This is a genomic window from Streptomyces sp. NPDC104761 (genome assembly GCF_055583445.1).
In genome coordinates this window covers 169,362-193,991 of sequence record NZ_JBVJNZ010000014.1, presented here as the reverse complement: position 1 = coordinate 193,991, position 24,630 = coordinate 169,362, and the positions used below count along the sequence as shown (strand labels likewise).

Here is a 24,630-nt window from a genome sequence, read left to right as displayed (position 1 = left end):
GTCCGTCACGACGTCGGTGTGCACGGGGAACTCCGGAGGGGAAGTACGGAAGCCGGCCGTTCAAGATCATGAACCGACGGGGGCGGCCATGGGTGTCTCAATCCGAGACACCCGGTGTGCGGCGGATCCCGGCCGTGCACACCGGTCGTTGCTCCTTCAACTGTTCCCGGTACGGTGAGGGGCGCCATGACCACCGCAGAGCATCCCCCCACGGCCCGCCCCGCGCTCGGCCGGCTGCGCCGGGCCCGCGCCCGCTTCCTCGCCGGGCACCCGCCGTCGGCGGACGTGCCGGACGAGGTGGCGGCCGCCTGGCGGCGCGCCCGTTTCCACGGTGTACGACCCGACACCGCGACCCCCGCCGCGGGCCGCGCCCCGCAGTCGCCCGAACCCGAACTGCTGGCGGCTGCCCGCCCGGTGCTGGAGCGGCTCACCCCGGTACTCGACCACGAACGCGCCACCCTCCTCCTCACCGATGCCCGGCTCCGGGTGCTGTGGTCCGCCGGGCACGCCCCCTGGGACACCCTCTGCCGCGACTTCTCCGAGGAGAGCGTCGGCCCCAACAGCGCGGCCCTCGCCCTGCGCACCGGCCACCGCGCCGAGGTGCACGGACCCGAGCACATCCTCGACGTGTGGCAGGAGGTCTCCGCGGTGAGCGTGCCGCTGCGGGCCTCCGGCGACGCCAGGCCGGTCGGCACGGTCACCGTCGCCTCGGCCCTCGGCGGCGGCTGCGCACCGCATCCGCAGGCGGCCCTGGCCGAGGCGACGGCCGCGGCGGTGGAGGCGGAACTGCGGGCGCACCTGCGTCCTCCGGAGCGAGCCGTGCTGGATGCCTACCTCGCGGCGTGCGCGCGGCAGGAGCGGCCGGTGGTGGCGTTCGCGGGCCACAGCCGGCTGGTGAGCGAGGCGGCGGCCCGGCTGCTGTCGGCGCGGGACATCGAGGACCTGGAACGCGCCGTGCACGAGGTGCCGCGCAGGGACGCGCCCGGCATACGGCTCCCGGGCGGCGCCGCGGTCGAGATCGTCCGCCACCTGGGCGAGACCGCCGGCGCCGTCGCCGTACTCGAACCGGTGCCCGGCCGCGCCCCCGCCGCTCCCGCGGGACGCCCGGACGGCGCGCTGGCCGGGCACTCGGTGCCGTGGCGGCACGCCACCGCACGCGCCGCCGAACTGGCCGCCGCGCACAGCCTGTTGCTGCTCGTCGGTGAACGCGGCACCGGAAAGACCGCCCTGGCCCGGGAGTTGCTCGGCGCAACCGGGCCACTCGTCGTCGACGCGGCCGAAGGTGACCTGCACGAGACACTGCCCGCCGACCCCCACGGCGGTCTCGTGCTGCGCCACGCCGAACGCCTCGCGCAGTCCGACGTGGCGGCGGTCGTCGCCCTGCTCGAAACCCGTCCCCGTACACCTCTGCTGGTCACCTACACCCCGGGAGCGCCCCCCGGCCCGTGCCTCCAGCGGCTCCTCGACATCCTCGCCGCCCGCTCGGTCACCGTGCCCGCCCTCCGTGAACGTCCGGAGGACATAAGGGAGCTGCTCAGCGCGGTGGCCCCGGCGCCGGAACCCGGACAGCCCCCGCTCACCTGGACACTCGACGCCCGCCGCGCCCTGGAGAGGTACCCGTGGCCCGGCAACGTCACCGAACTCACCCACGTCGTACGGTCGTTGGCGCGGCGGAGGCGGTTGGTGGGACCGGTCCGGCGCGCCGAACTGCCCGACCCCGTACGCGAGGGCCCGGCCGGCCGCACGCTGAGCCCCATGGAACACGCGGAGCGCACCGCGATCCTGGAAGCCCTGCGCCGACACGGCGGCAACAAGGCCCGTACGGCGGCCGCCCTGGGCATCGGCCGCGCCACGCTCTACCGCAAGCTGCGCGCCTACGGCGGCCACGATTAGCCGCCCGGCCGCGCCCCGCACCGGCGACGGCCCCCTCGCCACCGCCCCCCATGGGGACCGCCCGGACCACGTCGTGCTGCTCCACGCGGCGGCCCCCCCCGACGTGATCAAGGCTGTCCTCGCCCCCGGCGGGACGTCCTGGCCATCCGCACGGAGGACGGTTCCCACGTGCCCCGCGCCCCCGGGTACCCGGGCACGGCCGGAGAGTTCGCCCGGCTCTACCGGCCGGACGGACCCACCGGCTTCGTCGTCCGCCCCGACGGGTACCTCGGCGCCCGCTTCCCGCTCACGGACACCGAGACCGCGCTCGCCGACTACCGCGAGGCACTGGGCTGAGGACCCTTCCCGGCGCTCCACTCGACCGCCGGCGGTACGACCCGTGCGCACAGCGGCATGCCCCGGCCGTCGGTCAGCCCGAGCCGGCCGACCAGCAGCCCGTCCCGCGCCGCCGCCTCTGCGACCGCAGCGGGGACGGCACCGAGCATCAGCTTGGCGCGGCGGAACATCGTGAAGGCGCCCCCGGCGTCCACGGTCCCCCAGGACAGGTAGACGAACCGGCCGCCGGGACCGCCCTGGACGTAGGGCCCCGTGATGTCGACACCGGTGACCGAGACCGCCGTGACGCACGGCAGGGTCCAGGTCGCCGCGACGGCGTCGCCGGGCTGCGGGCCGAGCAGCTCGCCGGGGCGGTTGCGGCGCTGTACGGCGACGTGGATGTCGCCGTACAGGGAGAAACCGCTGTCTCCTGGTGCCGGGCAGGAGCGGCCGGGCAGGTCGGTGGCGTCGATGCGGAGGTCCATGGCGGCCATGCGGCCATCATCGCCGATGTGCCGCACGCCCCGGCCGGGCCGGCGGGTGTCATGAGCGGACGTCATGAACGGCTCGCCGGCCCGGCCGGGCGCGGTCAGCGCTTCGTGTAGATGAAGCCGGCCTTGTCCAGCTCGTCGCCGGAGCGGCCGTGGAAGCCGGCGATCTGCCAGCCCGACGGGGCGGTGCGGGTCACGCAGTCCGAGGTCGTCGTACCACCGGCGAGGGTTCGGCCCAGGTTGGTGGTGAACTTCGCGTAGAAGATGCGGGTGGTGTTGTTGTACTTGCCCTCGCACAGGTACGCCGTCGTCACGTACTCGCTGCTGCCCAGCGTCAGTGAGGACGCCGTGCCACCGGTGCCACCGTGGGTCAGCGTCGTGCCGTCGGCCAGGGTGATGCCGACCTGGTCGACGCGGGAGCCGGAGCGCAGCGAGAGGCTGGTGGCGCGGGCGCCCGCGGCCACCTTGTCGATGTCCTGGTAGTAGTCGCCGTGCGGACCGCCGAACTGGTCGCTCAGCTGGAAGTTCGCGTTCTCGGACCAGGAGAAGCCGACCGTGATCGGGTCGTGGTCGGAGAGCATCAGGCCGTCGCTCGTCAGGAACTTGGCGTGCTCGTTGTTGTACGAGGTCGCGTTCAGGTTCACCAGCTTGCTGCTGCGGTACAGGACCTTGTCGACGACCTCGCAGGTGTTGGGCACGGTCGCCCCGGACTGGTCGCAGACCAGCGCGTCGCTGCCCTTGGCCGGCGCGCTGCCGCCGCGGATCAGCTGCACCCAGGCGTCGGTGAGCCCGTTGGCCGAGGCGAACTCGGCGATGGTGTCGGCGGTGCGGGTGTAGCGGGTGTTGGTGTCACCCATCACCACGACGGCGTTGCCGGCCGAGTGGGTGCTGATGAAGGACGTCAGCTGGCTGAGGTTGTCCGCCCGGGACGCCTCGTCGCCGTCGTTCGTGCCCGCGTTGGTGTGCAGGTTGTAGAAGTCGACGTAGACGCCTTCGGCGAGCCGCTCCCGCATGAAGGTGAAGCCCTTGGGTGTGAGGCAGTCGCCGGAGTCGATCTGGCAGGAGTTCCAGCCGACGCGCTCGAAGTCGTCCCCGTCCCAGGCGTAGTCGGAAACGGTGTTGAGCCCGCTGCCGATGCCCGCGCCGCCGCTGGTCGCGGTGCGGTAGGGGTGGGTGTCGGTGGCGTACAGGTACGCGTGGTAGTTGAAGTCCTCCTGGACGTTGACGATGTCGTAGGGCGCGATGCGCTTGCCTATCTCCGTGGTGCTGGTGTCGCGCGGGGTGGGTGCGCTCGACAGGCCTTCCGGAAGCCCGGCGACGTTGTACGTGAGCACGCTGAACGTGCCCGAGCCGGCCGCCGCGGCCGGGGTGGCCGTCGCCGTGAGCCCGCCGAGAGCGGCGACGGCGGCCGCCAGACAGGCAACGAGTCTGCGCATGGGGGTGTCTCCTACGGGGAGGGTGTGCGCTGAGGGTTGTGGGCATGCCAATGAGGCACGGCACAAGGTAGCGGTAAACGCTTTCTCCCGAACCCCCCTTGTTACTAACCAGTTTGGAAACTCCTCGTGACGCGCGAAAGATCGGCTTGTCGCCGTGCGGCCGATCGGGCGCTGACTGTTACTCACTTTCGGGTGACCCGGACCTGTGCACCGGCCGGACCGGGGGTGGTCGAGGCCGTTGCCCGCGGGGCAGAAGGGGGTGAAGTAGTGTCAAATCCGCCCATTCAACTAATAAATGGACGTTACATCCGAGAGTCATGGGAAAGCGAAGGATCCGTAATAGGCGCCGTGTGGCGCCCGGTTCGCGCCCGGCCGGGGCGCAGGGTGTGGCTGCGCGGCCGACCGGTCGCCGTCCCGCTCCACACACCCCTCGCGGCCTGCGGCTTCGTGCCGCGCGCGGCCGGGGTGTGCTCGAACCCCGCGAAGGGGGACCACGTGTCCGTTTCCGTCTCCGCGACCGCCCGCCGTCTCGGTTCCGCCGCCGCCGTCGCGGCCGCCCTGGTGGGCGTCACGGCCCTGCCGGCCGCGGCGGCCACCGCCCGGCCCGCGATGCCGCACCGCGACGCGGTCGTCATCAGTGCCGTACAGCACGACCTGCAGGGCCGCGCGGTCTTCTCCGGCCGCGCGCTGAACCGGGAGTGGGTGGACGTCACGAACACCGCGCGCCGGGAGGCCGACCTCAGCGGCTGGTCGCTGTCGGACGCCGCGGGCAACACCTACACCTTCCGCCACTTCCGGCTGGCGGGCGGTGCCACGGTCCGCGTCCACACCGGCGAGGGCCGGGACTCCCGGACGGACCTGTACCAGGACCGCCGGTCCTCCGTGTGGAACCGTGACGCCGACACCGCCACGCTGCGCAACGACCGCGGGCGTTACGTCGACTCCGCCTCCTGGGGCCCGCATCACCGCCATGCCGCGGACGGGCGGCACGCGGTCGCCCACCGTCCGATGGAGGAGGGGCACGGTTTCGCCCACCGTCCGATGGAGGAGCGGCACGGCTTCGCCCACCGCCCGATGGAGGACCGGCAGGGTGTCGCCCACCGTCCGATGGAGGAGCGGCATGGCATCGACCGCCCGGCTGTGGAGGACCGGCACGCCTTCAGCCACCGTCGCTGACCAGTGAGACGTCCGCCGCCTGGCCCCAGCGCAGGGGCCAGGCGGCGGACGTGTGTCACGCCGACGCCCCGTATCAGGCCAGGACGACCGGCCCGCTCACCGTGGACGTGAAGACCACCTCGCCGTCCTGCACGCCGACGACGTCGACGGTCGCCGTGCCGTCGTCCCCGGCCGTCACCTCCGTGACGTCGATCCAGCAGGGGCTGTCGAGTTCGACGTAGCGGTGGAACGACGAGGACGTGCTCGCCGGGATCAGCGCGCGGGGCGCCAGCCGGGCGCAGGCGGCCTGCCGGGCGCCCTCCATCAGGACCATGCCGGGCAGGTGGTCGCCGCCGTGGTCGAACAGGATCGGGTGGTCCAGGTCCGGGGTGAGGAGCCAGCGGTCCGGCATGTCCGTGGCCGTCAGCACCACGTCGGCGGGGGAGGTACGGCCCACGGACGCCGGTGGCATCGGACCGGCCGCGACGGCCGGACCGGCCGCGACGGCCGGGCCGGCCGAAGCCGGCTGTCCGGCGGGCCGGTCGGCGCGCAACCTGGCGTACACGGGCGGCGTGACCACGGAGTACCGCCCCTCCCCGTGGGCGACGGGGACGCCGTCCCGGCGCAGGGTGAACCCGATGCCCATCCGGCGCGCGGAGGCCCGGCCGCGCGGTGCGGAGTCCGGGCAGGTCACGTCGAGCCGGAAGTCGGTGGGGCGGGAGGCTATCCGCAGCCGCTCCGGATCGGTGTGGCAACTGAGGGACCACAGTACGAAGTGGTGGCCGAGCGGCACACCGTGTTCCGCGTGCGTCACGAACATGCCGGCCTGCCGAAACGTCTCTGCGGCCTGGAGCGGGTCATGGTGGGAACCGTCGGCGCTGTTGAAGAACGTGTGGGCGCGCGGCCACTGTCCGGTGAGGGAGAACCGCCGTCCGTCGTCCTGGGCGGTACAGCCGGTGAGGAACACCTCGGCGAGGGAGGCGCGGTGGACGTACTCCTTGGGGACCGTGGTGGTCAGCCGGGGCAGTTCGGGCAGACCGACGTCGATCTCGCCGGCGGAAAGACTCACGGATGACCCCCCGTCGGAGTGCTCTTCGTTGGCTTGAATCCCTGTTCGACGCCTATAAGATACGGACCTACCGGTTTTCTCGGGTCGGCCACTAGGTAAAGGATTCACCAAGTGTGGTTCGACTCGATCCATGCATGACTCCGCTCAGTGGTGGGTTGGCCAAGTATTTTTGCCCTCAACCATGCCAACGGGCACGGCGAAAAGCGGACTGACTGGCAGATGTCGGCGGCTCGTCGGCGATGACAGGAAAGTGTGCACCGCTCTCGAGAAAACCCGGCCGACGGTTTCTTTCGGCCAGATTCCAGGGAGTTGGCCCGGCCGCCGTGACACCTGGGCTTCACCCCCCGCCCGACGGCCCCTGCATGATGGACGAACGGCCCGCGAGAGGGAGAGACCCCGATGGAACCACTGCGCACCCTGCGCCTCGCCGCCGTCAACATCGACGGCGTCCTGCTCAACGACAGCTTCAGTCCCGTCCTGCACCGGCTCGTCCTCAAGTACGGCGGCGTGTACACCCGGCAGCTGGAGCAGCGGCTCTTCTCGCAGTCCCGGCTCGCGGCCGCGAAGGTGCTGCTGGAGGAGACCGGTGCCGGGGTGAGCGAGCAGGAGGCCATCGCCGACTACTTCGCCGAACGCGAGCACCACCTGCGAGACCACCCCGTCCACACTCTCGACGGTGCCGAGGAACTCCTGCACCGGCTGCGCGGCCTGGGCCTGGACGTCATCTGCTACGGCGGCCTCGACGAGACCCATTTCCGTCGTCATCTGGGCGCCTGGGAGCACCTGTTCACCGCGCCCCACTACATCTGCACCGACGACTTCCGCCCCGGCATCCGGGAGATCGTCCGGGACCGCTTCGGCCTCGGCTACCACCAGGTCCTCTTCATCGACGACGTCGCCCGCTTCGCCGGCCACGCCAAGGAACTGGGCGTGCCCTTCGTCGGCCGCCCCAGCACCTTCGAACACGGCTTCCAGCGCGAGCTGATGCGCGAGATCGGCGTCCGGCACCTGGTCGGCCACCTCGGCGAGATCGACGAGGAACGCCTGCGCACCCTCGACCGCGAGGCCGCCCTCGGCACCGTCTGGCAGGACGTGGACTCCCTCGCCGATCCCTCTCCGACGCGGGGCGGGTGACCCGGCGGCCTGCCGGGTTCACCGTCGAACCGTACGACCGTCTCTCTGCGGCCGTCGTCGAGTACACTCCGCTGTCCCGTGCCGCCGCGGTCCGGAGGAGGCCGGGAAGGCCGCCGCCCGGCCGTGGGGGCGACCGGGCGAGCTTCGTCACGGGTGCCGCATCTACCGTGGACGGCGGGGCGCACCGCCTGGTGAACTGCCCGGAAGGGTCTCCCGCGCCGGCGCACCGGCTCCGGCCCGCGGTCGGGGTGGGGCGGCGGCGGACGGCGGCGGCACCGACCGGGAGCCTGCCCCGTGCGGCCGAAGTGCCCGTCCCCGATTGGGGTAAGGTACGTCACGTCCGGTTTTGTTTTGACCGAGGAGGGGTCCCCATGGCGCGTCAGGAGCGTGCGATTCGGACCCGCCGCGCTGTTGTCGAGGCCGCCGCCGCGGTCTTCGCCGAACGCGGGTACACGGCGGCGACGATCGCCGAGATCCTCGAACGGGCCGGAGTCACCAAGGGCGCCCTCTACTTCCACTTCGACTCGAAGGAAGCCCTCGCGCGGGGTGTGATCAACGCCCAGATCAGCGACGACTACTGGGTGCCGCGCGAGCTGAAGCTCCAGGAGTGGGTGGACATCGGCATGACGCTGGCCCACCGCATCCCCAAAGAGGTCATTCTCCTCGCCGGTATAAGGCTCTCCGCCGACATCCAGGGGCGCTCCCTGTTCGGCAGCGCGTGGCCCGCCTGGACCGAGCTGGTGACGGACAAGCTGGTGGAGGCCAAGGAGCGCGGCGAGGTGCTGCCGCACGTCACACCGCGCGAGACCGCGGAGTGCTTCCTCGGGGCCTGGATCGGGACCCAGTTCATGTCGGAGGTGGTCTCCGACTGGACCGATCTCAACGACCGGATCTCCGTCCTCTACAACCACGTACTGCCGGCCATAGCCACTCCAGCCGCTCTGATCCGGCTGGACACCGCGCCCGACCGGGGGGCCCGGGTCGTCGAGGAAGTCGAGCGCCGCCGGCTGGAATCGCCCGTGCCCACCGAGGCCTGAGCAGACTGGTACCAAACCGTCTGCCTGGTTTGCTGAGTGCATGAGGTCAACCGGCGTCGGCGCCTTGGCGGCGGGCCGGCCGGTACGGAGGCGGCTGTCGGACCCGGCCGGCGGATACCGGCAAACCTCCCCATCGTGCTGCTCGCTGGGGTCCTTCGCATGACAGTGCGCCGGCCATCTCCCGGCCCCGGGCCGGGAGCGCGTCATCCGGCCGCAGGGCAGGTTGACAAACCGTCCGTGCGGTTTTTGACCGCATCGCGCCGACCTAGCCCAAGGCCCGCCAGGTCCTCGCCGTGCTCGCGCCCCACGCCGGCCAAGCGGTGACCGTCGGCACGCTGACCGAGGAGCTCTGCAGACCGGGGCGCCGAGGACACGGGCGCGCACACCGCCAAACGGGTCCTGCGCACCGTACCCGGCGGCTGTCTGCTCGACAGCGAAGAAGGCGCCCACGACGTCCGGGAGTTCGAGCGGATCGCCGACACCGGATACCGGACCAGGGAGCGGGGGTCGAGCGTGTGGCGGCCCGGCCTCGCCCTGCCCCGCTCGGGCCGGCGCACCGACGCGTTGGACGCCCACCGGCGACTGCGCACCACCCTGGTGCGCGACCAGGGCCTGGAACCCTCGGCCGCCCTGGGCCGGACAGGGCACTCGGTACCGTCGGCTCCCGCCGACGACACCCAGGCACCCGGTACGGCGGACCCGCTCGCCCGGAGCGGCTGAGGGGCCCGCCCGGAGCGGCCGATGGGCTCGCCCCGGACCGGCCGATGGGGGTGCCAGGGTCGGCGGGCGGGTTTCTCAGGAGGCCGCGACGTGCCGGGCGATGCGTACGGCGGCGAACTCCGTGCCCGCCACGAAGCGCATCATCGGCCCGAACACCGGCGCCGCGAGCGAACCGGTGAAGTACAGGCCGGGCACCGACGACTCGAACGTCCCCCGCAGCGCGGGCGCCTTCGAACCCGGCACGCACGCCACGGCGTCCCGCACCGCCGGCGACAGGAACGGCAGCGCGTCCAGGTCCAGCCGGTAACCGGTGGCCGCCAGCACGTGGTCGACCGCGAGCGACTCCCGCTCTCCCCCGGGACCGGCGACGTCCAGGCGCACCTCCGGTCCCTGGACCACGGCGCCGGTGACCCGGCGCGAGGTGCGCACCGGTACGACGCCTTCCACCCGGTCCCGCAGCCACCAGCCGCCCGACGGACCGAGCGCCCGCCGGAACAGCAGCAGCCGGGCCGCCGCGGGCAGCCGACGCACAGAGCCCGGCGATGCGCAGACCCCGGCCAGGATCCAGCCCGTGCCGAGCGGCGAGGCCGGTTTGGCCACCCGCTGCGTCCAGGGCCGCGACAGCTCCGGCGTCATGCCCCACCGCACCGTCCGCTCACGCACCAGGATTTGCGCCTCGGCGCCCGCCTCGTGCAGCAGTGCGGCGCTCTCCAACGCGGACTGACCGCCGCCGATGACGGCCACCCGGCGTCCCGCGTACCTGGACAGGTCCGTGTGGTGGCTGGTGTGCGACACCGGCGCCTGCGGGCCCGGCCCCTCGGGCGCGAGCCGCCGCAACTCGTCCGGGACATGGGCGAGACCGTTCAGCCCGGTCGCCACCACGACGGCCGAGGCCGCCATCTCCGTCCCGTCGTCCAGCCGGACGGAGAAGCCGGGCCCGGACACCGCCCGCTCGACGGCCGTCACCCGGGCCGGCTCGACCTCACCGACGTACCGCTTCTGGAACCACTGCCCGTACCGGACGAAGACGTCGCACGGGATCGGTGTCAGCTCGGTCAGTTCCGGCTCGCTGTGCGCGCGCCGGAAGTCCGCCAGCGTGCCGCCGGGCTCCGGCGCCGACAGATCGGTCGCGTCCGGCGTCGATTTCAGGTACATCCCGGTGGCCATGGCGTGCCGCCAACTGCCCATCACGTCACCGAAGACGCGCACCGGCGCCCCCGCCGCCCGCAGGTGGGCGGCCACCGAAAGCCCGTAGGGCCCGGCGCCGATCACGACGACGGGTGGCCGCCCGTGCCCCGTGAAAGCCTGCTCCTGGGCAGGGCGCTGCCCCGGAAGCGACTGCGTCATGCATTCCTCCGCTGGTCCGCTCGCCGCCTTCCCCTGGGCGACGCGACACTGCGGGATGGCACGTCCGGCGTGAAACGGCCGTGCTCGTCCCCCCTCCGCGGGTGAGTCTGTCCCACGGCAGGGCGGCTGGAAACGATAACGACGCACGTTGGCCAAAACTTGGTCGAACCATACGACAAGTGACACTGGTCATGTCATCGACGTGCCGTGGGCGGCTGCGGGTGATCACCGGAGCGACAAGATCGATCGGCGCGCCGGGTGTGCCCAGAGCGCCGAGAGGCGGCGCGTGCCGACTGCGCCCACCGGGTTCGCGCGCCGCCCGGAGACCGCGGCCACCGGTTCCCGCCGGCCGCCCCTGTACGATCGCCCCGCGGTCCTGGCGCTCGGCATCGTGCTCCCCACCGTCCCCGCGGGCACCGGCGGGCAGGGCACCTGAGCCGAGTGACGGTCAAGTAACCGACCGGGTGGTGTCTTTGTGAAGTCCTCCGGGATGAGCTTCCGCCTGATTGCGTGCCCGTTCGAGCCGTCGGGTCAAGCGGCCTGCGCCGAAGGCCCGGTTCGTGGTGGTCGGCGGCCGCCCGCTGACCGGCGCCGCCCACCTGAGCCAGGACGCGGTGAGTGTCCGGGCCCTGTCCGAGGTGGTGACCGGCGCGGCGGCCCGGTGACCGACGGGCCCGGTCAGGACGGCAGGGGGACACACAGCACGGCGGCGGGCCCCTGCGCGCTGCCCACCCGGGTGGTGAAGGCGACGCCCGCGATGAACTCGCCGGCGGCGCACTGACCCTTGTAGGCGCCGTACGCGAAGTCGTCGCCCGCGCCGTCGGCGGGGCGGTTGTCGGAGCGGTCGAACCACACCGTCCGGCCGGCGGCGTTCGGCGTGGCGCGCGCGGGGGCGCACAGGGCCGCCGAGACGCGCTCACCGCGCCGACTGTAGCCGATCACGAACTGGCCTGCCGGGCACTGCAGTTTGGTGTACCCGGACGCCCAGTCGCCGCCCGCCGGGACGTACCGCTCGTCGGTGACCACCGTCTGGGCGTTGCCCGCGGCGCGCAGGTCGCCGGCGGCCGCGTCGGTGCACAGGCCCCGTCCGCCGGAGTGCGCGAGACCGATCAGCCGCAGCCCGTCGGGGCAGACCGCCTTGTAGGCCCCCGAGTCCCAGTCGCCGCCCGCCCGGACGCGCAGGGACTCGACCTGGTCGCCGTGGTCCGTGGACAGCATGCGCCAGGTCGGCCCCGGCTCGACGTACCCGGTGCGGCTCGCGGAGTTCATGAGGTGGTCCCAGGCGGTGGCCCGCCAGTCGCCGCCGTCGAGGATGCCGGAGCGGTGCCCGGAGGTGTCGTAGTCCAGCAGCGCCCAGTCGTCGTGGCCCGCCCAGCCGACCAGCGGCCAGTAGGCGAAGTCGGCGTCGTGGCCGGCGAAGTAGTCGGTGATGTCGCCGAACCAGGTGCGGGCGGCCGTGCTCGTCTCGTTCGCGCCGATGCCGAACTCGCTGATCCAGACCGGCGCGGTGTAGTGCCTGCCCTCCGTGGTGACGAAGAAGGCCTCGTCGGCGAGGGCCTGGTAGAGCTCGTCGCGGGTCAGATCCTGGTAGCGGGGGTCGCTGGTCTCGCCGATGCCGGTGGCGCCGCTGTGGTGGGGGCCGGTGTAGCCGTAGAAGTGGGCCGAGTAGACCAGTTTGTGGGCGTCGACGAGGGTGTTGGAGAGGGTGCGGACGGGGGTGAGCATCGGGCGGCCGTGGGGGAGGCCGTCGACGGGCAGGCCGGTCCAGTTGATGCCCTCGACGACGATCAGGAGGTTCGGGTTCGCCTCGGTGAGGATGCGGTCGCCGGCGAGCTGGGCCGCGGCGTACCAGTCGTGGCCGTCGCCCAGGCCCCAGTTGGGGTCGTCGAGGACGTCACGGCGTACCTCGTTGTAGAGGTCGGCGCCCACGACGCGGGAGTTGGCGGCGTAGCGGCGGGCCATGAAGACCCAGTCGTCGGCCCACTGCTGGGTCGACTGGCTGCTGTTCCAGCGCTCGTTGCCGTCGACGCCGCAGCACCAGCGCGAGGTGTTGGTGTGGTTGTTGAGGATGACGGCGAAGCCCGCGCCGGTGAGGGCGCTCACGACGGCGTCGTAGACCTCCAGCGGGGTCCTGCCGCGCAGCTGCGGGTTGGCGGTGACCGCAGCGTCCGGCACCGGGGCCGTGCTGTGGATCATCTCGTTCGAGAAGGGCAGCCGGATGCTGTTGATGCCGAGTGCCTGGAAGTCCGAGAGGAGCTGGGACAGGGGCGCGCGGTCCAGGCCGAGGGGGATGCCGTGGGAGTCCTGGCCGGCGTGGTGGTTCGCGGGATCGTCGGTGCTGCCGCTGCCGGTCCAGGAGCCCTGTGCACCGTCCCAGTTGGCGGCCTCGAGGCGGAAGCGGTTGCCCGCGGCGTCGACGATGTACCGGCCCCGGGTGGACAGCGGGGGCTGCCAGGCGCCGGTGGCCTGCGCGGCGGACTGCGCGGACCGCGTGGACTGCGGAGCGGCGGTGACGGGGGCGGTGCCGAACAGGGTGAGAACCAGGAACATGACTGTCAGGTACGTGACAATCCGGAACGATCGTGCGATCGGCATCGGCAGCAGTCCTCTGGATGGATGTCCCGTGCGGGGTGGGTGTCCGGTGCGGGTGATGGACGTCCGGTACGGCCGGACGCCCCATGGGGGCGAGGCACCCTACCAGGGCGCGGATCAGCGCAGAAGGGGCTCGTCCGACGCGCAGGCCTCGGCCGTCCATCCCTCGAGGTCGCGTTCGGGGCGCAGCAACCGCCTGATGGCGGCCGCCGAGGCCCGGTGCCAGTCACGGCTGCGGCGGAGCATCGCGTGGTCCCCGCCCCTGAGCAGCACCATCCCGGCCTGCGCACCGGCGCTGCGGGCCTGCCGTACGTACGCGGCCGAGTCGGCGGGAGCGGTGGTCCCGTCCCGGTCCCCGTGCAGGACGACGATCCTCGTCCCGGCGAGATCGTCCACGGGGTCGCCGGGCGGGCACCAGGGGGCCAGCGCGAGCACCCCGCGCACCGAGGGATCGGCCGCCGCGCGCAGCGCCGCCCGGCCGCCCATCGAGTGGCCGACCAGCACCACGGACGCGTCGCCGGCCAGGCCGCGCAGTTCGTCGAGCGCGCGCAGGGTGTCCTGGAGCGGGTCGGCGGCGTCGTTCCAGCCCTGGTAGCGGTAGCGCACCTGGCCGATCAGCACGTCGCGGGGCGAGGAGACCGACGCGGCCGCGCCGACGAAGGGGCGCATGCGCAGCGCGGCCGGCTGCCAGGAGCGCGCCGGGCGGACGCCGTTCTCCTGCCCGCCGTGCAGGACGAGCACCGCGGCGCGGGTCCGCTCCCGCGGCCTGCGACGCAACACCAGCGCACTCCCGCCCGCCTCGACGACCCGTCCGCGTCCGTCGGTCACCGCGTCCCCCGCTTCCTCCGGCCTGCAGTGTGCTCCCGCCATCAAACACTCCCGGAGGAATCCGCTGCCACCGACCGGTGTGTGCGGCGCGTGCCGTGCCCGTGAACATCGGTTAGGCTCCAGCGCGCACAGGGGACGCACAGCGGGGGTGGGGGACATGACCGAGAGCTTCGCCGAGCCCGAAAAGGCCGGCAGACCGGGACTTCAGGCGATCGCGGCGGTGGCGTTGTTCGCGGCCGTGGTGGGCGCTCTGTGGGCGCAGAAGGAGTTCGTCCACCAGAAGGACACGGTGGGTGAACCGGCGGCCTGCTCGAAGCCGGACGACCATCTGCCGGCCCGCTACGTCTCCGGCGGCCGGCTGTGCAAGGCGCTCAACCGGCCGGACCTGCCGGCCCTGCTGGGGACCTCGCACGAGCAGGCCGAGACCGCCGACGGCAGCGGGGAGTGGCTCACGCTCGCCGGGGGCACGAAGATCGCCGAACCCGAGGCGACGGTGACCCTCGCGACGTACTCCGTGAAGCTGACGGCGTCGTACGACCACATGACCGTCGCCACCGCGGGCGACCTGATGGGCGACGCCCGCAGGACATCGGTCCTCGGCCACCCCGCCGTCCTCTACTCCAGCCCGACCATCTCCATCGGATTCAACCTCGGTGGCGGCAAGGCGAGCACGGGCCCCGGCGGCACCGCGCGCTGCCTCCTGGTCTCCAAGCACGGCAAGGACGACGGCCGGGGCACGTTCGAGGTCGCACTCTGGCGGCAGGACGACGTACCACCGGACGACACGGCACTGGTGCGGGTGGCGGAGCAGGTACTGCCGACCGTCCCCGGCTGGAACGGGCACTGACGGTCGCGGGAGCGGGGGGGGGGGGGGGGGGGGGGGGGGGGGGGGGGGGGGGGGGGGGGGGGGGGGGGGGGGGTGTGCCGCCCGCCCCCCCCCCCCCCCCGGCGGCGCGGAGAGCGCCGACGCGGTGTCAGTTCCTCACGGGGCGAGGGTCGTGGCGGCCAGGCTGCCCGCCGAGGGCAGCGACGGCAGCGAGGGCAGGGCGCCGAGGAGGCCGGTGACCGCCGCGAGGATGGGGGCCAGCAGCCCGGTGACGGCGCTCACCACCCCGCCGAGGTCGAGCGAGGTCAGTGCGGTGAGCAGCTTCTTGACGGCGTCCTGGATCGCGTTCACCAGGTCCGAGACGGGGTCGGCGGCGCGGGGCGCGGCGCGGTGCGCACGGTCGGCGGCACCCGCGTCCAGGTGGCGCAGCCGCTCCTGGACGGTGCTGCTCCACTGGCGCAGCGCCTTCGCGTAGGCGGCGGCCTGCGCCGGGTCGATGCGGGTGCCCTGCGCCGCGGCGAAGCCGGGCAGTGTGTCCAGCAGGGGTGTCAGGGCGCGGTCGTACTGTGTCGGGTCGATCGCGTCGATCCGGTCGAGGAGCGTGGCGAGATCGGTGCCGGGCGGCAGAGCCGTCTGCGCGACACCGGGTCCCGTCGCTTCTCGGCCGGCGTCGGCGGCGGCAGCGGAGGCGGCCGCCGGGCCGAGGACCAGGGCGGCACAGACCAGGGGGGAAACGAGGAGGCCGCGGGAGGCAAGGGCGCGCATGGGTTTCCTTTCGAGAACTGCTGTCTTTCGCCCACCGTGGAAAGCGGGGTGCGGGCCCGCAACCGGTCACCCGCCGTGGCGCGCGCGGGCCGTCCCCGGGCGAAGCCTCTGACCAGGGGGTTTGTTCCGGTACGTGGCTCCGTCCGGGTGTCGGTCGGGTGTTCGCCCGTCAGAGTGTGCCCGGCAGCCGGCGCGGGCCGTACGCGAAGAGCCCCGTCCCTGACGGATCAGGGACGGGGCTCTTCGCATGGAGCGCCGGGCAGGCCTTGCACCTGCATCTCCCCACAGGAAGCGGGGCGTCTTTCCTTGGACCACCAACGCATCGCGTGCGACCCGGAGTTGGGTGCCGCGCTCATGATCGAGCCTACCGCGGACGGGCACCGGCCACAAACCGCCTCCGCGCCGTGACACCGCGCCCGCTCCGTGACGACAGCTCACGACGACCACGGCGGTCCGCCGCCCGGAAAGCGGCGGACCGGTCCGCACCACGACCGGCACCCCGAGGAGCCACCTCGTGACCATCGCCTGCCTCGTCGAGCGACGGCCGGCGACCGACGGCGGACGGACCGGACCCGCGTTCGGGCGGCTACTCGGGGACGCGGGCCAGGTCGTGCAGCCAGGCCTTCGCCGAACTGTCCGACGGAGCACGCCAGTCGCCGCGCGGGGAGAGCGAGCCGCCGGCCGAGACCTTCGGCCCGTTCGGCATCGCCGAGCGCTTGAACTGGGCGAAGGCGAAGAAGCGGCGGCAGAAGTAGTCGAGCCAGTGCCGGATCTCCGCGAGGTCGTACGCCTTGCGCTCGGCCTCGGGGAAGCCGGGCGGCCAGGCGCCCGCCTCCCGGTCGTGCCAGGCGTGCCAGGCCAAAAAGGCGATCTTCGACGGCCGGAACCCGTGCCGCAGCACCTGGTAGAGGCTGAAGTCGTGCAGCGCGTACGGGCCGATCTTCGACTCGGTGGACTGCAGTTCCTCGCCCGGCACCAGCTCCGGACTGATCTCGGTGTCGAGGATCGCCGCGAGGGTCTTGCCGGTCTCCGCGTCGAACTGCTCGCTGCTGATGACCCAGCGGATCAGGTGCTGGATCAGCGTCTTCGGCACCCCGGAGTTGACGTTGTAGTGGCTCATCTGGTCGCCGACGCCGTACGTCGACCAGCCCAGCGCCAGCTCCGACAGGTCCCCGGTGCCGAGCACGATGCCACCGCGCTGGTTGGCCAGCCGGAACAGGTAGTCGGTGCGCAGACCGGCCTGCACGTTCTCGAAGGTCACGTCGTAGACCGGCTCGCCGGCGGCGAACGGATGGCCCATCTCCTGCAGCATGAGCCGCGCGGTCGGCGTGATGTCCAGCTCGGCCGCGGTCACCCCGAGCGAGTTCATCAGCCGGTGTGCGTTGCCCTTGGTGTGCGCGCCCGTCGCGAAGCCCGGCAGGGTGAACGCGAGGATGTCGCTGCGCGGCCGGCCCGCGCGGTCCATGGCACGGGCGGCGACGATCAGCGCGTGCGTGGAGTCGAGGCCGCCGGACACCCCGACGACCACCTTCGGGCCGCCGATCGCCGCCAGCCGCTGCTGGAGCGCGGCGACCTGGATGTTGTACGCCTCGTAGCAGTCCTGGGCGAGCCGCTGCACGTCGGCCGGGACGAAGGGGAAGCGCTCCACGCGGCGCCGCAGCCCCAGGTCGGCCGTCGGCGGGTCGAGCCGGAAGGCGACGGTCCGGAAGCCGCCCGTGCGGGCCGCGTGGGTACGGCGGTTGTCGTCGAACGAGCCCATCCGGGCCCGCTCCTGGCGCAGCAGGTCGAGGTCGACGTCGGCCACCGCGTACTGGTCGTCGAGCGGGAACCGGTCCGTCTCGGCCAGCAGTGAGCCGTTCTCGTAGATCATGGTCTGGCCGTCCCAGGACAGGTCCGTGGACGACTCGCCGAGCCCGGCCGCGGCGTAGACGTACGCCGCGAGACAGCGCTGCGACGCGGAGCGGCACAGCAGCTTGCGGTCCTCCGCCCGGCCGACCGTGATCGGGCTGCCCGACAGGTTGAGCAGCACGGTCGCGCCGGCCAGTGCCGCCTCCGCGCTCGGCGGTACCGGTACCCACATGTCCTCGCAGATCTCGGCGTGCAGCACGAGCCCGGGGACGTCCTCCGCCTCGAAGAGCAGGTCCACCCCGAACGGCACGTTCTCGCCGCCGATCCGGATGGTGCCGCCCCGCTCGTCGTCGCCGCCGGCGATCTGGCGCCGCTCGTAGAACTCCCGGTAGTTCGGCGGGTACGACTTGGGCGCGACCCCGAGGATCCGGCCGCGGTGCACGAACACCGCGCAGTTGTAGACCCGGTTGCGGTGCCGCAGCGGGGCGCCGACGACGAGGACCGGCAGCAGCCCGGCGGAACCGGCCTTCACCGTCTCGACGGCCTCCTCGGCCTGGTCGAGCACCGCGTCCTGGAGCAGCAGGTCCTCGATCGAGTAACCGGTCAGGCCGAGCTCCGGGAAGACCGCCACCGCGACGCCCTCCTCGGCGCAGCGGCGTGCCTGCCGCAGCACCGCCTCGGCGTTGGCGCGCGGGTCGGCGATGACGGTGTGGCCCGTGCACGAGGCGACGCGCGCGAAACCATGCTCATAGATCGACCAGAAGTTCAACGGGGCTTCCTCGGGAGAGCGGGCGAGACGGACACGGTGCGGACACCGGACAGGGAGCGTCGCCGTACCCGGGCACCCTCTCCTTCGACGGTCCGGCGAACCTCCTGCCCCCAGCAGCATAGATCGCCGCGCGATCCGGGCTGATCAGGGATTCTGTGCGGGCCGCGCGCAGGTCCGCCGCGCGCGGCGGGTCACAGGGGCGTGGTCTCCAGCAGCGCCGCGGCCGTCCGGCGGGCCGGGGCCTCGGTCTCGGCCGCGACGCGGTGGAACGTCCGCTCCGCCTCCCGGGCCGGCCAGCCGGCGGGCAGGTGCCGGACCGGCAGCCGGGGATCGGTGCGGATGATGCCCAGCCACTCGCTGACCAGCCGAAGCCGGGTGGCCACGGCGTCGTCGCCGGGTCCGGCGCGCCATGTGTCCCAGCGGGCGCGGAAGTCCTCGTACCGGGCCGCGACGGACGCCAGGTCCCAGGTGTCGCGGATCATGAGGTCGATGTCGGTCGCCTCGTCGGCCAGCGCGTGGAAGATCTTCACGTGGGCGGAGAGCCCGAGTTCGCCGACGACGGCCGAGACGTCCACCCGGCCCGGCGCGATCCACAGCCCGCTGTACAGCGGCCCGAAACCCGACCAGCCGAGCCGGGAGCGCAGGTCGTGGCGCTGGCGCTGCCAGGACTCCGGCAGCGAGAACCCGAACAGGGTCCAGGAGCCGTCCCAGTCGTCGTTGACGGCGCCGGTCTCCCAGATGCGGCGCCGGCCGTCGTGGAGGATCTGCGTGGCGAGGGGCGTCAGGCCGAAGTACATCTTGCGGCCCTGCCGCCGGCGTTGCAGCAGGTTCCGGTTGACCATGCGGGTGAGCGTGGAGCGTACGGCCTGCTCGCCGACGCCGGCCCGGCCCAGAACGGTGATGATGCTTCCCGAGTACACGGCCAGCGGGCCCTGCTCCAGTACGTGGTTGCCGAAGAAGGCGAGCAGCAGCGACTGCGGCCGGGGCTGCGGGGCGTCCAGGGGTTCCGGGGTGGTCTCGGCGTTCACCCGCGCAAGGTTACGGCCAGGTGGCCGACGCGCGGGGTGCGGGTGGCACGCCGGGCAGCGGCCGGCCGCTGCCCGGCGGAACCGGATCGCTACGCGGCGGTGCCGCCCGCGTAGTCGCTGTTGAACGTGGTCTCGACGGTCGTGGCCACCGACTGCGCCACCCCGGTGCCCGTGAGGATGATGCCGAGCTCACGGTTGCTGGAGAGGGAGTTGCTGCTGACGTTCATGGAGCCGGCCTCCACCTCCTGGGTGGACAGGCCGTAGTCGGCGACCATGGCCTTGGCGTGGATGTAGAAGCCGTTGGGGTCGGAGTAGCCGACGACCGTGCCGCCCGCGGCCTTGATCGAGGAGACCTCGCTGGAGTAGTCGCCCGGCGTCTCCAGGACGACCCGCACCTTCACGCCCGCCTTGGCTCGGGCGACGATGGCGTTGACCACCGTGCTGTCGCTGAACTCCAGTTCCTCGACATCGAGCGTCTTGGCCGCGGCGTTGACCACGGTCAGCAGGCGGCTGCGCGAGTCGGTGGGGGACCACAGCAGGTGGTCGCCGTCGGTGGGGGTGACGGAGGTGCCGGCGTAGTCGGCGTTGAAGACCTTCTCGATCGCCGCGACGTCCCGGGTGTCGTCGGTGAAGACGCCGTAGTCCCGGCCGGTCGAGTAGTACTGGGAGGTCAGGTTGCCGGTCAGGACGAGCGACTTGGTGCCGTCGACCGTGATGGTCTTCTGGTGCGTGTAGACGAAGCTGGACGGCGACCACACCACGCCCACGCCCGCGTTCGTGAGGGAGGTGTAGGCGGAGTTGTCGGCGCTCTTGTGCGCCTGGTCCAGGACGACCCGCACGGTGACGCCCTTGTTCTTCAGGGCTATGAGGTCGTTGACGGCGGTGGTGTCCTCCAGCTCGTACATCGTCATGTCGAGCGAGCTGGTGGCCGAGTTGATGAAGTCGTAGATCGTCGGCTCGCTGCTGCTGAGCGAGAAGGCGAACGCGGAGTAGCTCGCGGCGTTCGCGGGGACCGCGGTGGCGACCACGGCCGCTGTGGCCGCCAGGGCGACACCCGCGCGAACGAGAAGCTTCGACAGCATGTGCGTGACTCCTAGTCGAGTAGACGCTCACGTGGGGGGTGGGTGAGCGTGGGCATGACACCACGCGCGTAGACTGCCGAGGAAGGGAAGGCGGGTGAACTCACCGTTACCTGGGGGGCGTACCGGCGGACATAGCGGACTCGGGGCAGGTGGGGGCCGGTTCATGGACGTACCGCGAGAACGCAAAAATCTTCGTAGCCGAGCACGGCGGGCCCCTCCGCGCGCGTCATCGCCCCCGACGGCTGACGGGCGCCCGGCAGGTCGAGTGCTACCGCGGGGGGTGGACCCCGGCCGGGACGAGAGGGACGTGGGTGACCGGTCCGACCGGGTCGGGCACGTCGTGGCGGACAGCGCCGCGGGGGTCCGGGGCGCCGAGGGCGCCGAGGCGCTGCTGATCAGTCCCGGCGGCTGCATCGCCTGGTCCACCGCCGACGGCATCCCCCTCGAAACGGCCCTCACCCGCTGGTCCGGCTGGACCCCGCCCTCTCGAGCCGGTCAGGAATGGAGAAGCGCTAGGCTGCTGGCCCCGGCTAGCGTGGCGGCGATCGACCAGGACCCCGCGCAGCCGACGGAGACGGGTTTGAGCATGGCCACAGAGACCGAGAAGACGACGTCCACGCCGCACGTGGCCGACAGCCACGGACTGATCCGCGTACACGGCGCGCGGGAGAACAACCTCAAGGACGTCAGCATCGAGATCCCGAAGCGCCGGCTGACGGTCTTCACCGGAGTCTCCGGCTCGGGCAAGAGCTCGCTGGTCTTCGACACCATCGCCGCCGAGTCGCAGCGGCTGATCAACGAGACCTACCCCGCCTTCGTCCAGGGCTTCATGCCCAACCTGGCCCGGCCCGAGGTCGACGTCCTCGAAGGGCTGACCACCGCGATCATCGTCGACCAGCAGCGGATGGGCGGCGACCCGCGCTCCACCGTCGGCACCGCCACCGACGCCAACGCCCTGCTGCGCATCCTCTTCAGCCGCCTGGGCAAGCCGCACATCGGCTCGCCCAAGGCATTCTCCTTCAACATCGCCTCGATCAGCGGGGCCGGCGCCGTCACCGTCGAACGCGCCGGCCAGAAGGTGAAGGAGCGCCGCAGCTTCAGCATCACCGGCGGCATGTGCCCGCGCTGCGAGGGCCGGGGCGCCGTCACCGACCTCGACCTCGCCCAGCTCTACGACGAGACGCTGTCACTGAACGAGGGCGCGATCACCGTTCCCGGCTACAAGGGCGGCGGCTGGAACTCCCGCCTCTACATCGAGTCCGGCTTCTTCGACCCGGACAAGCCGATCAGCAAGTTCACGAAGAAGGAGCTGCAGGACTTCCTGCACCGGGAGCCGACCCGGATGAAGATCGCGGGCATCAACATGACCTACGAAGGTCTGATCCCGCGCATCCAGAAGTCGATGCTCTCCAAGGACAAGGAGTCGATGCAGCCGCACATCCGCGAGTTCGTGGAGCGTGCGGTCACCTTCGCCACCTGCCCCGAGTGCGACGGCACCCGGCTGAGCGAGGGCGCCCGCTCCTCGAAGATCGACGGGATCAGCATCGCCGACGCCTGCGCGATGCAGATCAGCGACCTGGCCGAGTGGGTGCGCGGCCTCGGCGAACCCTCGGTGGCACCGCTCCTCGCCTCGCTCCGGCACACCCTGGAGTCGTTCGTGGAGATCGGCCTCGGCTACCTCTCGCTCGACCGGCCCGCCGGCACCCTCTCCGGCGGCGAGGCCCAGCGCACCAAGATGATCCGCCACCTCGGATCCTCGCTCACCGACGTCACCTACGTGTTCGACGAGCCCACCACCGGACTGCACCCGCACGACATCCAGCGCATGAACGGCCTGCTGCTGCGGCTGCGCGACAAGGGCAACACCGTGCTCGTCGTGGAGCACAAGCCGGAGGTCATCGCGATCGCCGACCACGTCGTCGACCTCGGCCCGGGCGCCGGGGCGGGCGGCGGCACGATCTGCTTCGAGGGCACCGTCGAGGCCCTGCGCACCGGCGGCACCATCACCGGCCGCCACTTCGACGACCGCGCCGCCCTCAAGGACACCGTCCGCAAGCCCACCGGCACCCTGGAGATCCGCGGCGCGAGCACCCACAACCTCCAGGGCGTCGACGTCGACATCCCGCTCGGCGTCCTCGCCGTCGTGACCGGTGTCGCGGGCTCCGGCAAGAGCTCCCTGGTGCACGGCTCGATCCCGGCCGGCGCCGGGGTGGTCTCCGTCGACCAGGGCGCCATCCGCGGCTCCCGGCGCAGCAACCCGGCGACGTACACGGGACTGCTCGACCCGATCCGCAAGGCCTTCGCGAAGGAGAACGGCGTCAAGCCGGCCCTCTTCAGCTCCAACTCCGAGGGCGCCTGCCCCACCTGCAACGGCGCCGGCGTGATCTACACCGACCTGGCGATGATGGCGGGCGTCGCCACCACCTGCGAGGACTGCGACGGGAAGCGGTTCGAGGCGTCCGTCCTCGACTACCGCCTCGGCGGCCGGGACATCAGCGAGGTGCTGGCGATGCCGGTGACCGAGGCCGAGGAGTTCTTCGCCGCGGGCGAGGCGCACACCCCGGCCGCCCACCGCATCCTCCAGCGGCTCACGGACGTCGGCCTCGGCTACCTCACCATCGGCCAGCCGCTCACCACCCTGTCCGGTGGCGAGCGCCAGCGCCTCAGGCTGGCCACGCACATGGCCGACAAGGGCGGCGTCTACGTCCTCGACGAGCCGACCGCGGGCCTGCACCTGGCCGACGTCGAGCAGCTCCTCGGACTGCTGGACCGGCTGGTCGACTCCGGCAAGTCGGTCATCGTCGTCGAGCACCACCAGGCGGTCATGGCCCACGCCGACTGGATCATCGACCTCGGCCCGGGCGCCGGCCACGACGGCGGCCGGATCGTCTTCGAGGGCACCCCGGCCGACCTGGTGGCAGCCCGCTCCACCCTCACCGCACAGCACCTCGCGGAGTACGTCGGGGCCTGAACCGGGCCGGTCCGCGGGGCGGGGGTCGGATCCCCGCCCCGCCCCGCGCACCCGTGCAGGTTTGAATATTCAAACATGGGTCGTTAGGCTGCGGCCATGACCACCACGCCACGCTGGCTGAACCCCGAGGAACGACGGGCGTGGCTCGCCTACGTCCAGTTCTCCACCCACCTGTCCGACCACCTGAACCGCCAGCTGCGCCGCGACGCGGGGATGACCCACGCCGACTACACCCTGCTCGCCAACCTCTCCTCGGTCAAGGATCACAGCCTCACCATGTCCGCGCTGGCCGAACGCCTGAAGATCACCCGGAGCCGCCTCACCCACGCGGTGACGCGTCTCCAGGAGGCCGGCTACGTCGACCGCCGCGAGGACCCCGTCAACCGCCGCAATCAGCACGCCGTCCTCACCCCGGCCGGCCTGAGCCTCCTGGAACGCGCGGCCCCCGGCCATGTCGAGGCGGTCCGCCGGGCCGTCTTCGACGTCCTCACCCCCGACCAGGTGACCCAGTTCGCCGCGATCGGCGAGGCCGTGAACGCCGCACTCCAGCGCATGGACGCCGACAGCGACCACCAGGAGGCGCTGCCCTGGCGGCGCCGTTAGCGCGGCGCCCACGCGACCGGCACGGCGTACGGAAGGACCCGGGGCCCGCCGCGGACGTCGAATCCACGGCGGGCCCCGGGGTGACCGGCACGTTCGGGCCGGTGGGCGGTCAGGCCTCGTCCGGGACTTCCGGGGCCAGCAGGATCGCCGTGCTGGTGCGGTGCGCGACGGCGTCGCTGACCCGCGGGTCGAACAGCGCCTCGACGGAACTCCGGTGGTGCGGGCTCAGCACGATGAGATCGGCCGCGAACTCCTCGGCGGTGTCGGCGATGGCGGCCGCGACCTGGGTGGTCAGCCCCCTGACGAGGGTCCCCTCGGCCTTGACGCCCTGCTCGCGCAGGGCCGTCAGCGCCTCGTCGAGGACCGCCTTGGCCTCGGCGTCCTCCTCCAGGGGCACGATCGCGGCGACCGAGGCGGCGGAGGCGATGACGTGTACGACGCGGACCTCGGCGCTCGTCAGCCGGGCCAGCTCGCCGGTCAGCCGCACGGCGGAGCGGCGGGCGGGGCTGGGGTCGACGGCGACCAGGATGCGCTGGAACACGGACACGGTGTTTCCCCTTCCGGGGGCCTGGAAGGTCTTCTCGGTGGTCAGGGACGCCGTATCACGGCGTGACGGGTCGGCGCGTCCGGCGCCGAACGAGTTCTTCCAGCCCCACCCCGTGATCATCTCACCGGCCTCCGGAGCGACGGACGGCGGCCCGTGTAACAGCCACTGAACCGC

Annotated in this window: 22 protein-coding genes; 11 read left to right on the top strand and 11 right to left on the bottom strand. The window is 72.5% G+C overall.

What is annotated here, in order from left to right:
* The first annotated feature begins 186 nt into the window (after positions 1-186).
* Both ACZ63F_RS32750 and ACZ63F_RS32745 read left to right on the top strand, forming a co-directional pair.
* Positions 187-1,893 (top strand): helix-turn-helix domain-containing protein, encoded by a 1,707-nt coding sequence (locus tag ACZ63F_RS32750; protein ID WP_469716603.1) that lies wholly within the window; start codon positions 187-189, stop codon positions 1,891-1,893.
* 168 nt (positions 1,894-2,061) lie between these two features.
* The gene (locus ACZ63F_RS32745) at positions 2,062-2,229 is read left to right on the top strand and encodes a hypothetical protein (RefSeq protein WP_469716601.1); all 168 of its coding nucleotides are present in this window, start codon (positions 2,062-2,064) and stop codon (positions 2,227-2,229) included.
* On the opposite strand, the gene ACZ63F_RS32740 is transcribed toward ACZ63F_RS32745, so the two are convergent.
* Together ACZ63F_RS32740 and ACZ63F_RS32735 are read right to left on the bottom strand one after the other, a co-directional pair.
* Positions 2,208-2,693, bottom strand: coding sequence for a DUF5990 family protein (locus tag ACZ63F_RS32740; protein ID WP_469716808.1), 486 nt, complete (start codon positions 2,691-2,693; stop codon positions 2,208-2,210). The two genes, ACZ63F_RS32745 and ACZ63F_RS32740, sit on opposite strands and share 22 nt — an antisense overlap.
* Before the next feature lie 104 nt (positions 2,694-2,797).
* Entirely contained in the window at positions 2,798-4,135 is a 1,338-nt protein-coding gene (locus ACZ63F_RS32735) for a jacalin-like lectin (RefSeq protein WP_469716599.1), read from the bottom strand.
* Between the two features lie 495 nt (positions 4,136-4,630).
* Between ACZ63F_RS32735 and ACZ63F_RS32730 the strand changes: the two genes are divergently transcribed.
* Positions 4,631-5,311 (top strand): lamin tail domain-containing protein, encoded by a 681-nt coding sequence (locus ACZ63F_RS32730; protein WP_469716597.1) that lies wholly within the window; start codon positions 4,631-4,633, stop codon positions 5,309-5,311.
* 73 nt (positions 5,312-5,384) lie between these two features.
* On the opposite strand, the gene ACZ63F_RS32725 is transcribed toward ACZ63F_RS32730, so the two are convergent.
* Positions 5,385-6,359: a ScbA/BarX family gamma-butyrolactone biosynthesis protein gene (locus tag ACZ63F_RS32725; protein ID WP_469716595.1), complete on the bottom strand. Its 975-nt coding sequence runs from the start codon at positions 6,357-6,359 to the stop codon at positions 5,385-5,387.
* 399 nt (positions 6,360-6,758) lie between these two features.
* Here ACZ63F_RS32725 and ACZ63F_RS32720 point away from each other — a divergent pair, with 399 nt between their 5' ends.
* From ACZ63F_RS32720 to ACZ63F_RS32710, 3 genes are all read left to right on the top strand, one after another.
* On the top strand, positions 6,759-7,493 hold the full coding sequence (locus tag ACZ63F_RS32720) for an HAD family phosphatase (protein WP_469716593.1): 735 nt from the start codon (positions 6,759-6,761) through the stop codon (positions 7,491-7,493).
* Between the two features lie 371 nt (positions 7,494-7,864).
* Entirely contained in the window at positions 7,865-8,530 is a 666-nt protein-coding gene (locus ACZ63F_RS32715; protein ID WP_469716590.1) for a ScbR family autoregulator-binding transcription factor, read from the top strand.
* 513 nt (positions 8,531-9,043) lie between these two features.
* Positions 9,044-9,250 carry a BTAD domain-containing putative transcriptional regulator gene (locus ACZ63F_RS32710; RefSeq protein ID WP_469716587.1) on the top strand — a complete coding sequence of 69 codons (207 nt, stop codon included), beginning with the start codon at positions 9,044-9,046 and terminating at the stop codon, positions 9,248-9,250.
* A gap of 75 nt (positions 9,251-9,325) precedes the next feature.
* Here the strand turns inward: ACZ63F_RS32710 and ACZ63F_RS32705 are convergent, their stop codons facing one another.
* A complete protein-coding gene (locus ACZ63F_RS32705) occupies positions 9,326-10,597 on the bottom strand; it encodes an FAD-dependent oxidoreductase (protein WP_469716585.1) in 1,272 nt (423 codons plus the stop codon).
* A gap of 286 nt (positions 10,598-10,883) precedes the next feature.
* Here ACZ63F_RS32705 and ACZ63F_RS32700 point away from each other — a divergent pair, with 286 nt between their 5' ends.
* Together ACZ63F_RS32700 and ACZ63F_RS32695 are read left to right on the top strand one after the other, a co-directional pair.
* Positions 10,884-11,033, top strand: a complete 150-nt coding sequence (locus tag ACZ63F_RS32700) for a hypothetical protein (protein ID WP_469716583.1) — start codon at positions 10,884-10,886, stop codon at positions 11,031-11,033.
* A 70-nt stretch (positions 11,034-11,103) separates the two neighbouring features.
* On the top strand, positions 11,104-11,262 hold the full coding sequence (locus tag ACZ63F_RS32695) for a hypothetical protein (protein ID WP_469716581.1): 159 nt from the start codon (positions 11,104-11,106) through the stop codon (positions 11,260-11,262).
* 13 nt (positions 11,263-11,275) lie between these two features.
* On the opposite strand, the gene ACZ63F_RS32690 is transcribed toward ACZ63F_RS32695, so the two are convergent.
* Both ACZ63F_RS32690 and ACZ63F_RS32685 read right to left on the bottom strand, forming a co-directional pair.
* Positions 11,276-13,147 (bottom strand): glycoside hydrolase family 5 protein, encoded by a 1,872-nt coding sequence (locus ACZ63F_RS32690; protein ID WP_469716579.1) that lies wholly within the window; start codon positions 13,145-13,147, stop codon positions 11,276-11,278.
* Between the two features lie 159 nt (positions 13,148-13,306).
* The gene (locus tag ACZ63F_RS32685; RefSeq protein ID WP_469716577.1) at positions 13,307-14,017 is read right to left on the bottom strand and encodes an alpha/beta fold hydrolase; all 711 of its coding nucleotides are present in this window, start codon (positions 14,015-14,017) and stop codon (positions 13,307-13,309) included.
* A 157-nt stretch (positions 14,018-14,174) separates the two neighbouring features.
* On the opposite strand from ACZ63F_RS32685, the gene ACZ63F_RS32680 reads away from it, so the two are divergent.
* A complete protein-coding gene (locus ACZ63F_RS32680) occupies positions 14,175-14,864 on the top strand; it encodes a DUF6215 domain-containing protein (protein ID WP_469716575.1) in 690 nt (229 codons plus the stop codon).
* A 135-nt stretch (positions 14,865-14,999) separates the two neighbouring features.
* On the opposite strand, the gene ACZ63F_RS32675 is transcribed toward ACZ63F_RS32680, so the two are convergent.
* The 4 genes from ACZ63F_RS32675 to ACZ63F_RS32660 form a co-directional block, all read right to left on the bottom strand.
* On the bottom strand, positions 15,000-15,608 hold the full coding sequence (locus ACZ63F_RS32675) for a hypothetical protein (protein WP_469716573.1): 609 nt from the start codon (positions 15,606-15,608) through the stop codon (positions 15,000-15,002).
* Between the two features lie 586 nt (positions 15,609-16,194).
* Positions 16,195-18,225, bottom strand: a complete 2,031-nt coding sequence (locus ACZ63F_RS32670; protein ID WP_469716571.1) for an NAD(+) synthase — start codon at positions 18,223-18,225, stop codon at positions 16,195-16,197.
* A gap of 191 nt (positions 18,226-18,416) precedes the next feature.
* On the bottom strand, positions 18,417-19,253 hold the full coding sequence (locus ACZ63F_RS32665; protein ID WP_469716569.1) for a PaaX family transcriptional regulator: 837 nt from the start codon (positions 19,251-19,253) through the stop codon (positions 18,417-18,419).
* Positions 19,254-19,342: 89 nt separating this feature from the next.
* On the bottom strand, positions 19,343-20,335 hold the full coding sequence (locus ACZ63F_RS32660; protein ID WP_469716567.1) for a phospholipase D-like domain-containing protein: 993 nt from the start codon (positions 20,333-20,335) through the stop codon (positions 19,343-19,345).
* A 586-nt stretch (positions 20,336-20,921) separates the two neighbouring features.
* On the opposite strand from ACZ63F_RS32660, the gene ACZ63F_RS32655 reads away from it, so the two are divergent.
* Complete coding sequence (locus tag ACZ63F_RS32655; protein ID WP_469716806.1) at positions 20,922-23,306, top strand: ATP-binding cassette domain-containing protein; 2,385 nt, start codon at positions 20,922-20,924, stop codon at positions 23,304-23,306.
* Between the two features lie 96 nt (positions 23,307-23,402).
* The gene (locus ACZ63F_RS32650; RefSeq protein WP_469716565.1) at positions 23,403-23,909 is read left to right on the top strand and encodes a MarR family winged helix-turn-helix transcriptional regulator; all 507 of its coding nucleotides are present in this window, start codon (positions 23,403-23,405) and stop codon (positions 23,907-23,909) included.
* 109 nt (positions 23,910-24,018) lie between these two features.
* On the opposite strand, the gene ACZ63F_RS32645 is transcribed toward ACZ63F_RS32650, so the two are convergent.
* Entirely contained in the window at positions 24,019-24,456 is a 438-nt protein-coding gene (locus ACZ63F_RS32645) for a universal stress protein (RefSeq protein ID WP_469716563.1), read from the bottom strand.
* Between the last annotated feature and the right edge of the window lie 174 nt (positions 24,457-24,630).

Excerpts from the sequence above, each read along its gene's own strand:
- ACZ63F_RS32675 (WP_469716573.1), bottom strand. The coding sequence starts at position 15,608 with ATGCGCGCCCTTGCCTCCCGCGGCCTCCTCGTTTCCCCCCTGGTCTGT.
- ACZ63F_RS32655 (WP_469716806.1), top strand. The coding sequence starts at position 20,922 with ATGGCCACAGAGACCGAGAAGACGACGTCCACGCCGCACGTGGCCGAC.
- ACZ63F_RS32705 (WP_469716585.1), bottom strand. The coding sequence starts at position 10,597 with ATGACGCAGTCGCTTCCGGGGCAGCGCCCTGCCCAGGAGCAGGCTTTC.
- ACZ63F_RS32650 (WP_469716565.1), top strand. The coding sequence starts at position 23,403 with ATGACCACCACGCCACGCTGGCTGAACCCCGAGGAACGACGGGCGTGG.
- ACZ63F_RS32740 (WP_469716808.1), bottom strand. The coding sequence starts at position 2,693 with ATGGACCTCCGCATCGACGCCACCGACCTGCCCGGCCGCTCCTGCCCG.
- ACZ63F_RS32735 (WP_469716599.1), bottom strand. The coding sequence starts at position 4,135 with ATGCGCAGACTCGTTGCCTGTCTGGCGGCCGCCGTCGCCGCTCTCGGC.
- ACZ63F_RS32690 (WP_469716579.1), bottom strand. The coding sequence starts at position 13,147 with ATGTTCCTGGTTCTCACCCTGTTCGGCACCGCCCCCGTCACCGCCGCT.
- ACZ63F_RS32680 (WP_469716575.1), top strand. The coding sequence starts at position 14,175 with ATGACCGAGAGCTTCGCCGAGCCCGAAAAGGCCGGCAGACCGGGACTT.
- ACZ63F_RS32715 (WP_469716590.1), top strand. The coding sequence starts at position 7,865 with ATGGCGCGTCAGGAGCGTGCGATTCGGACCCGCCGCGCTGTTGTCGAG.
- ACZ63F_RS32660 (WP_469716567.1), bottom strand. The coding sequence starts at position 20,335 with ATGCTGTCGAAGCTTCTCGTTCGCGCGGGTGTCGCCCTGGCGGCCACA.
- ACZ63F_RS32720 (WP_469716593.1), top strand. The coding sequence starts at position 6,759 with ATGGAACCACTGCGCACCCTGCGCCTCGCCGCCGTCAACATCGACGGC.
- ACZ63F_RS32750 (WP_469716603.1), top strand. The coding sequence starts at position 187 with ATGACCACCGCAGAGCATCCCCCCACGGCCCGCCCCGCGCTCGGCCGG.